Raw genomic sequence first — 9,274 nt, forward strand, 5'->3', positions numbered from 1 at the left:
CGTGACCACGGGCTCGCCGCGGTTCGAGCAGTCGTAGCGGAACGGGACGGTGACCATCTCGACGTCTCGCGGCGACAGCGCGATCGGCGTGATAGCGGTCCCCAGACCAAACGCGGACTGCTGGGGCGAGCCGACCTCGAACTCGGTGACGCCGGGCGCCTCCTCGGCCTGGCTGAACCTGATCAGACCCGGCTGGTAGATCGAGACCCCGGTCAGTTCGACCATGGTCGAGCCCATGTTCTGCACGGCCATCTGCAAGTCGATGCCGGAGGCGTCCTGCCGCAGCTCGTACTGCGCGGAGATCAGCGTGAGAGTGAAGTCGTCGCCGGCCTTGTCCTGGTTCCGCACGACCGCGTACGCGCCGCCGGCGACCGCGAGGATCAGCACCGCGAGCAGCACGGTGACCGGCGTGACCCAGGCCTCCGCCCGGATCCGCTCGCGCAGCGCGCGACCCGGCAACTGGAGGCGACGGCGCGGCGGCTCGGCGCCGACGGCTTCCGCGCCGGGTTCGCCCTTGGCTGCAGCCTCGGTGTCGGTCTCTGGTTCCGGCTCGGGCTCTTCATCCGAGCCAAGGAACTCGACCTCGGAGATTCCCACGCTTCCCAGTGTCCACTGCACGCGCGCCCGCCGGTACCGCCCGGCTGAGTTTCTGGTCGCCGCTACCTGTCCCGTTCAACGAGACAGCGCGTCGGTGAGGCTAGAAGCCGCCGTCCGACACGATGCCGGCCCGGATCGCGCGCTCGCGCCATCGGTCCAGCGTGGTGGGCAGCCGGACTTCGGCAGCGTATCCAGGGGCGGCGAGGATGACGTGCGAGACGCGTCCGGCCAGGCGGATCGTCTGCGCGAGCGCGACGGTGTAGCCAGCGCGATCAAGTCGTGACGGGACGTCAAGATCCGCCTCGGCCACCGTGCAGATCCGGCCGTGTGGCGCCAGGGAGCCGGGGATCGCGCGCCAGAAGGGGTCGAGCGTGTCAGCCAGCGTCCCGGCCGCGCCCACGGCCCGATTCCAGGGCGGGTTGGTGACCAGCAGGTCGAACCGATCGTCGGCCCACACCGGCTGACCGGCGTCGGCGAGGATGAACCGCGTACGTGACGAGACCCGGGCGCGTGTCGCGTTCGACCGGGCGTTGGCCAATCGCTCCGGATCGAGGTCGGCGGCCACGATGCGCGCGCCCGGGAAGGCGTGCGCAGTCTCGATTGCGATGGTGCCGTCGCCGCAGAACGGATCGAGTGCCGTATCGAGTGGGCCTTGGCCGCCGATCCGGGCGAGCGCGGCGGCCAGCGGCGGGTGCAACGTTCCGGGACCGGTGTCCAGCTTCCACGGTCGGCGGTGCAGCGGCTTGCGCGAGAGGCGCAGCGCCACGTCGACCGTGTCGCCGGTCAGCGAGAGCCGCACCGTGAACTCGGCCTGCGCGGCCTCGGGCGTGCGGCCGAACCCCGCCGCGGGATTGCGTGAGGCGTACCGCGCGCCGACCGCCTTGGCCACGATTTCGCCGGCGACGTCCTCGACCATGAACCGGTTGTAGTTGCGCCGACCGAGCAGGCTTACGACGACGTCGAACGGGAGCGCGCGCAGATCGTCGCCGTCATCGCCGCGCGCCCGCTGCACTTGGGCGAGTCCCGCGCCGAAGTCGATCTGCGACAGCTGTCGGGAAAGCTCGGCCACGGCCGCACGGGTGTGGTCGATGCCGTGCAAGGTGCCCAGATCGAGCAGCACGTCGTCGGCGGTGCGCAGATCGAGCCAGCCGGCGTCGATCTCGGCTGTCTCGAAGGAGACCTGCCGCTCGGCGAAGCTGATCTTCTGCGCGGCGCCGTCCGCGACGCCCGCCACTTCGGCCGCGAGAATCCACTCAAGGCCGCGGACGCAGCGGGCGGTAAGGCGGAAGGTCACGGAGCACATGGTACGGGCGGCGCCCGGCAGAGCGCCGCCCGTGAGTGCTTACAGCGTGGTGAGCGACTACTTCGCGATCAGCATCGCCTTGGCCAGGCCGGCGATCGCGGCGGCCGGGTCGCCGGTCGGCAGCGCGTGCTCGGCGTCGGCTGTGGTCGCCGCGGTCTTCGTCATGGCCGCCGCTCCGCCCGCGGTGATGGCCTGTTGGGCGAAGTCGCGAGCCACGGAGACGAGGAGATTCGCGTTCTGCTCGGCGGGGGGTGATGTTCCGGAGACGGCCGGGGATGCGAGAGCGATCAGGATGAGCGCGGCCGATTGGTTGCGCACGGAGCCGTCCGCGTTCCAGTTGCCCTTGGCAGCTAGCAGGGCGCTAAGGGATATCGCGCCAAGCTGCGCGACGAAGCCGGGCTGCTTGGCCAGAGCGTCGCGTACGGCGGTAACGCGGGCCTTCTCGGAGTCGGTCCGCAGACCCCAGCCATACGGGTAAAGCGGGTCGTACGTCCCAGTGGTGTGCGGGATGCCGACGTCCACGGGCGTCGTCGTGGTGTCCACCTGCTTGGCCCAGGTGTCGGGCAGGCGACCGGTGAACGGGGTCTTGCCGAAGAGTGTGTCGGCGACGCCCTCACCTTCCGAGCCGGGCAGCCACGAGGCGACGATCGCGTTCGCCTCGGCCTGGATCGGCGCGATGTTCATCGGCCGGCCGGAGACGACCAGCACGACGCACTTCATCGCGGCGCAGACCTTGTCCACAGCGTTCTTGTCGGCCGCCGTGAGGTCGAGCGTGTGACCGTTGCCGACATCGCCGACGCCCTCGGCGTACGGGGTTTCGCCGACCACGACTACGCCGATGTTGGAGCCGGTCATCGGTGCGGATGCGTCGGCGGAGTAGGTGATGTGGGCATTCGGTGCGTCAGCCTGCATTCCCTGGTAGATGGTGGTGCCCACGTCGGTGTCGCCCGAGGCGCCCTGCCAGGTCACGGTCCAGCCGCCGAGTTGGTCGCCCAGGTTGTCGGCGTTGCTTCCGGCCAGGTAGATGGTGGCGGTGGGGGAGAGGGGGAGTGCACGCATGCCAGTTGAGTCGGCGCTGTTCTTGAGCAGTACCTGCGACTCGGCCGCGGCTTGGCGGGCCACGGCGCGGTGCGCGGCGTTGCCGATCGTGGCGGCGTTGGTCCGGTCCGCGTACGGCTGCTCGAACAGGCCGAGCCGGAACTTCTGGGTAAGGATCCGGCTGACCGCGTCGTCGATCCGCGACTGGGCCACCAGGCCCTTGGTGACGAGGTCCTTCAGGTCGTTTTCGAAGGTGGTGTACTGGTCCGGCACCATGATCATATCGAGGCCGGCGTTGATCGAGGTCTCGATGTCCTGTTCGTAGTTCGGGCCGAGCTGGTTGATGGCCTGCCAGTCGCTGATCACGAAGCCGGAGAAGCCGTACTGCTGCTTGAGCACTCCGGTGATCATGTCGGCGCGGGCGTGCATCTTGATCGGTGCGGTGTCCTGGCCGATGATCTGCAGGCTTGAGTAGGACGGCATGACGGAGCCGACGGAGTGCTGTTGCACTGCGGCTTGGAATGGCGCGAGGTAGAGCGCTTGAAGCTGAGCTTGCGTCACATCGGTGACGCCCTGGTCGATCTTGTAGCTGCCGGTGGCCGAGGAGCCGTAGGTCGTGCCGCCGTCGCCGACGAAGTGCTTCGCGGTCGCCAGCACGCTGGTGTTCTTGGTCAGGGCGCCGTCGCCCTGGAGGCCGTCGATGATGGTCTCCATCTGGGTGACCAGCGCCGGGTCCTCGCCGAAGGACTCGTAGGTGCGGCCCCAGCGCTCATCGCGCGCCACACAGAGGCACGGGGAGAAGGCCCACGTGACGCCGGTCGCTCGGGTCTCGGTCGCGGTGATCTGCCCGTCCTGCTTCACCAGCGCCGGGTCACGGGTCGCGCCCATGGCGATGTTCTGCGGGAAGACGGTCGCCCCGACCAGGTTGTTGTCTCCGTGTACTGAGTCCTCGCCGTAGATCAGCGGGATCTGCAACGGGGTTGCTTCGGCGCGGGCCTGGAAGGAGTCGATCATGTCGGCCCAGGCCTGCGGGGTGTTCGGGGTCGGCGTCGAGCCGCCGCCGCTGAGCAGCGAGCCGAGCGCGGCCGTGGTGATGTCGGACTGGTGCACGAGGTCGCCGCGCTCCGCCTGGGTCATCTGGCCGATCTTCTGGTCGAGTGACATGCGGGAAAGTAGATCCTGCACTCGGGCGGCGATGGGGAGTGAGGAGTCGAGGTACGGCAGGCCGTGCGCGTTGATGACTACGACGGGGTTGTCGGCAGTGACGTCGGCGCCGGTGGGCGTCAGCTGGATCGGGATCGTTTTCGCGGTGGAGGCGGTGGTGTTCGGCATCGTCTGCACGGTGAAGGACTGCGTGCTGCCTGAGGCCGAGCCGGTCGCGAAGGTGAGGCTGCCGGTGGTGTCCGTGTAGTCGGTGCCTGCGGCCGCGGATCCGCCGCCGAGCGCGTAGTCGACGGTCACGTCGTGATCCAGCGCCTTGCCGCCGTCGGTCGTCAGCGTGACGCCGACTGTCGCGGTGCCGCCGGGGTTGACCGCGTAGACCGCTTGAGAGGTGCCGACGTGCGCGCCGAGCGTTCCGGTGTTGATTCCATAGACGGCGAACTGGTCGACGTCGAACTCGCCGTTCGCCGAACCCGCCGGCTCGGTGAGCGCGAAGCCCCGCATGGTGGTCAGGTCGATCGTGGTGTTGCCGGGAGCGCCGGAGGGCTGGTAGTCGGTGCGCCGCTTGAGCGAGGAGAACGGCACCTGGATCAGGTGCCAGCCCTGCCAGTCGTCGGTGAAGAAGGTCTGCCAGAGCTCTGAGTGCTCGCCGTCCGCGCCGCCCATCTTCACTTCGAACTCGTACTTGGGTCCGGAACCGGGCACCGCGTCGTTGCTCGGATTGTGGCCGTAGAACCAGAACTCGATGCCGGCGTACGGGCTCCAGTCCTGCGGCGTGTTCGTGGCCAGGTCGTAGCTGAAGCCGCCGTAGCTGGTGTCGGAGACCCAGGTGCCGCGCAGCGCGTGGTTGGTCGTGACGCCGGGCCGGTCGAGCTGTGCGATGCTCAGCGTCGGGGTGCTGTTGGTGTCGCCGCCCCAGGAGAACGCGCCGGTGTTCGCGAGCGCGCCGTTGGTGTCAGTGATCGGATTCGCGCCCTCGAAGTCCTGGATGGTCCGCAGCGACTGGTAGACCTGGAAGTCGTCGAAGAGCAGGGTGTTGGTCGCGTTGCCGGGCAGGTTGACCGCGTAGCCCCACATGCTGGTCAGGGCGATCTGCGCGGAGTTCGGGGCGCCGGAGGGCTGGTAGTCGGCCCGCTTCTTGAGATTCGCGAAGCCGATCTGGACCTTTTTCCAGCCGCTGACGTCATCGGTGAAGAAGGACTGCCACAGCTCGGCGTGCTCGCCGTCCGCGCCGCCCATCTTGACCTCGAACTCGACCTTCTGGCCGGAGCCCGTTCCCTTGACCCAGAAGCTGAATCCGTCGTACGCGCTCCAGTCCTGCGCGGTGGCCAGGTCGTGCGAGAACCCGCCCCAGCCGCTGATCTTGTAGGCGACCTGCAGGGCCTGGTTGCCGCTCGCGGCGCCGGGCCGGTCGGCGGCGACGACCTGGGTGAGCGTGGGCGTCGAGGCGGCGTCGGAGGAGAAGGTGAAGATGCCCGGGTTGCCCGTGCTGAACGGGACCGTGCCCTCGAAGTCGTCGATCGTTGCGACGGCGCCGTCGGTGGGCACCGGGTTGTTGTTCAGGATGCTGACGGTCGTGGTCGCGCGCGGGCCGATCGAGGTGCCGGACGGGCTCGCGTTGGCGAGGGTGACGCTGAAGGTCTTGGTGGGCGCGTGCAGCGCGTTGGTAAGCGCGGTCAGATGGATGGACTGCGAGGTCTGACCGGGGGCGAAGGTGAGCGTTCCGGCGGCCGTCGTGTAGTCGGTACCTGCGACGGCCGTGGCGTCCGAAGTTGCGTAGTCCACGGTGACCGGGGCCGTGGAGGGCATGTTGAGTTTGATCGGGAGATCGATTGACGTGCCCTGCTGCAGGCTGAGCGTGTCAGTGCTCGTGCTCACGGCTTCTTGGGTGAAGTGTCCGAGCACCTGGAACTCATAGATCGAATACCCGTACTGCGCGCCGCCGATGGTGGTGCGCGCGGTGCCGGTCAGCCGCACGTAGCGGCCGGTGGTGCCGGACGGCACCGAGATGGACTCGGTGCCGCCGGCGCCCGACGTGGTCGCGTAGACCTGCGACCACGTCGTCGCGTCGCTGGAGACCTCGATGTGGTACGCGGTGGCGAAGGCGGCTTCCCACTGGATGGAGAAGCCGCTGATCGCCGCGTTCGCGCCGAGGTCCACTTGCAGCCATTGCGGATCGCTCCACGCGGAGGACCACCGCGTGGTCGAGTCGCCGTCCACGGCGGCGGAGGCCGGGGTGTCGGCCCCCTGCACCGAGGAGGCGGTGGCCGCGGCGCCGAGCGCGATGTTCGCGTCGGCGGCCGTGTCGGCCAGAGCGGCCCGCTGGAATCCCAGCCCGAGCAGACCCGCGAGCAGGGCGAGCACCGCCGTGTACACGGTCACTCGCCGCCGGGCGCGGGATCGGCTGCGATCAGCGACGGGGGAGAACATCAGGGAAGGGTCCAATTCTGGTTGGAGTTACCGGTGCAGTCCCAGATCTCCAGCTGGGTGCCGGAGCCGCCCCAGCCGGTGTCGTCAAGGCACTTATTGGACTGCGGGTTGTAGAGCGAACCGTTGGAGCCTGGGATGAAGACCTGCGCGGCTGTGTTGTTGCAGTCGTATAGGTCCACTGTTGTGCCGTCGGCTGTTCCGCCTCCGTTGATATCGAGGCACTTGCCCAGGGCGTGCAGCGTCGTGCCGGCTTGGACGAAGGTCCACTGCTGCGCGTTCGTTCCGTTGCAGGTGTAGACCTGGACCGGCGTGAAGTTGGCGGTATTGGCGCCGCGCACGTCGAGGCACAGCCCGTTGTAGGCGAGGGTGACCGGGCCGGATCCGGGCGGCGGGGGCGGCGGCTGGCTGCCGCCGCTGGTGGTGTACGCGGCGACGTAGTCGACGCGCATGGTGCCGCCGGACGCGGTGGAGCCGGTCGGCGTGGTGCAGCCGCACACGCCGTTCGGATAGCCGCCGCCGATGGCCAGGTCGAGGATGATCGACAGGTTGTGATCGAAGGCCTGCTGCCAGGTCGAGGCGCCGACCTGGCCCTCGGAGACGCTGAAGTACGAGGCGCCGTCGAGGTAGAAGGTGATCGACTCGTTCGAGGTGTTCGTGCGGTCGAGGATCATCGAGTAGGTGTGGAAGCCTGACTGGCAGCCCGAGCAGGCGCGCAGCCCGCTGCCGATCCCGTTGGTCTCGTTGCACGGGCCGCCGGGGTCGACGCCGCAGTGGATGGTGCCCGACACCTCGGAGAGCGCGTTGACGTCCTCCATGATGTCGATCTCGCCGTTCTCAGGCCACTGACCCGGCCCGAGCATCCAGAACGCCGGCCAGTAGCCGAGGCCGCCGGTGGGCTGCTGGATCGAGGCGGTGACCTCCAGCTTGCCGCCGGCCGGGGCGCCGACGTTCGCGCTGGTGGTCTGCACCCGGCCGGAGGTCCAGTTGCTTCCGGAGCCGAGGGCGGTGATGTCGAGGTTGCCGGCCCCGTCCAGGTGGACGTTGGCCGTGGAGTTGGTCATGTTCTCGATCTCGCCGGTGCCCCAGACGCCCTGGCCGGTGTCGTACATCCACTGGCCGTCGATGCCGCTGCCGTTGGAACCGTTGAAGTCGTCGGCGAAGACCTGCGTCCAGCCCGAGGGCGGGCCGGGCAGCGCGGCGTTCGCCTGGGTGGTCGCGACGGTGAACAGCCCGACCAGCGCGACCGCCGCGCCGGCGGCGGTCAGCCGGAACCAGCGGCCGGGCAGCAGCCGCCGGCGGGTGTGGGTGGGTGAGGTGGGTACGGCGGGGTCAGGGAGAGTGGCGCGACCTCGCGTCTCTTCGTTCATGGCATGCGACCTCTCGCGTTGGACGCCTGCACCCGTCCGGCCGCGCCGAGCCGTCAGGGCGGATATGGGTTCTGTGCGCTCGCGGTGCGGCCAGAGCCGCGCTTGGAAACGTTTCCGAGCCGTTGCCGGCTCCTCAACCGCTGAGCTTCGGGGTGGTGGTTGGGAGTATGTGGTCGCGGACAACTAACGTCAAGGGAGTGGCGTTCGCGCGGCCGGCCGCCGAATATCCGGTCGAACGCTTGTCCGTCCGGGTCGCGAAAAACCCGAGTGCCGTTCACGTTTCCGGACTGATGATCGGTTCCGGCGCAGAGTAAAGCGACACTGCAGGCAAAACATCAGATTACGTACACACGAACCGCAATTACCGCGATACAGCCGATTTCCCGGCTTACTTGACCGCGCCCGGTATTCTTCAGGGCACGACATTCGCAGGCTCAACTGTGCATACACTGTGGGATCGATCCCAAGCTCCAGCAGCGGTAACGGCTCGGTTACAGCGGCTCGAATGGGCATCGGATTTTACTGTCGCGTTGCAGGATCTCTGATGAACCCTGCGCGGCTCAGAGGAGGGGGCGGCATTGCCAGTGCAAGATCCGAGCACGTCGCGCGCGGTCCTCATCGCGGTGGACGACTACCGGCCCGCCGAAGAGCCTGGACCGGTCGCCGGCGTCGCAGAGAACGTCGAACAATTGTCCGCGCTGCTGACGGACCCCGACCTGCTCGGCCTTGCCCCGGAACACTGCACCGTGCTGCGAAACCCGGCCGACGCGGCCACGGTCTTCGACGTGGTCTACGAGGCGGCGGCGGCCGCTACCGGAGCGTTCATCCTCTACCTCGCCGGCTACACCCTCGCCGCGCCGCGCCACCCGGACCTCTACTTCGCGCTGCCCGGATCCTCCGAATCCCGGCTCTACCGCGCGCTGCGCTATCCCGACGTCGCCGCGCTGGTGCGAGACACAGGCCGCGCCGCGGACCGCATCGTCATCCTCGACTACTGCTACGACGGGGAGACCCCGCCGACCCACTCCACCGGGCCCGCGATCCTCGAAGCCGTCCCGGGCGCCTCCGTGCTCGCGGCCACCGCGAAGGACTCGAAGTCCTGGGTGCCGACAGGGCAGCGGCTGACCGCGTTCACCGGCTCGCTGATCCGTACCGCACAGCAGGGTGTCGCGGATGCCGGAGAAGCACTCGACCTGGCCGCGCTGCACCACCACGTCGGCCAGGACCTGTCGGCCCATCAGTTCCCCACGCCACGGTTGTGGCCGGGCCAAGGCGAAAGGCGGATCGTGCTGCTACGCAACGCACACATGGGGCAGGCGAACGGTGCCGGCCCGGCGGACCACGCGGGCGGAGGCGGCGCGGCCGCGGAGCCCGATCC

General features: G+C 68.8%; 5 protein-coding genes. 1 reads left to right on the forward strand and 4 read right to left on the reverse strand.

The genetic code is table 11. The features are described 5' to 3' along the window. The 4 genes from VFB40_RS04685 to VFB40_RS04700 form a co-directional block, all read right to left on the reverse strand. Positions 1-597: hypothetical protein (locus tag VFB40_RS04685; RefSeq protein ID WP_324848030.1), on the reverse strand; the 597-nt coding region annotated here is incomplete at its 3' end. A gap of 100 nt (positions 598-697) precedes the next feature. Then, the gene (locus VFB40_RS04690; RefSeq protein ID WP_324848031.1) at positions 698-1,891 is read right to left on the reverse strand and encodes a methyltransferase; all 1,194 of its coding nucleotides are present in this window, start codon (positions 1,889-1,891) and stop codon (positions 698-700) included. 66 nt (positions 1,892-1,957) lie between these two features. Continuing rightward, the gene (locus VFB40_RS04695) at positions 1,958-6,529 is read right to left on the reverse strand and encodes a carbohydrate binding domain-containing protein (protein WP_324848032.1); all 4,572 of its coding nucleotides are present in this window, start codon (positions 6,527-6,529) and stop codon (positions 1,958-1,960) included. Next, entirely contained in the window at positions 6,529-7,896 is a 1,368-nt protein-coding gene (locus VFB40_RS04700; RefSeq protein ID WP_324848033.1) for a ricin-type beta-trefoil lectin domain protein, read from the reverse strand. Before VFB40_RS04700 ends, VFB40_RS04695 begins: the two co-directional genes overlap by 1 nt. A gap of 584 nt (positions 7,897-8,480) precedes the next feature. On the opposite strand from VFB40_RS04700, the gene VFB40_RS04705 reads away from it, so the two are divergent. Further along, positions 8,481-9,274, forward strand: a 794-nt coding sequence (locus VFB40_RS04705) for a caspase, EACC1-associated type (protein WP_414642037.1), incomplete at its 3' end; no start/stop codon positions are given.

The organism is Actinocrinis sp., from assembly GCF_035650855.1.
Lineage (GTDB): Bacteria > Actinomycetota > Actinomycetes > Streptomycetales > Catenulisporaceae > Actinocrinis.

Bases quoted from the DNA above. Each gene is read 5' to 3' on its own strand.
- VFB40_RS04700 (WP_324848033.1), bottom strand. From the start codon at position 7,896: ATGAACGAAGAGACGCGAGGTCGCGCCACTCTCCCTGACCCCGCCGTA.
- VFB40_RS04695 (WP_324848032.1), bottom strand. From the start codon at position 6,529: ATGTTCTCCCCCGTCGCTGATCGCAGCCGATCCCGCGCCCGGCGGCGA.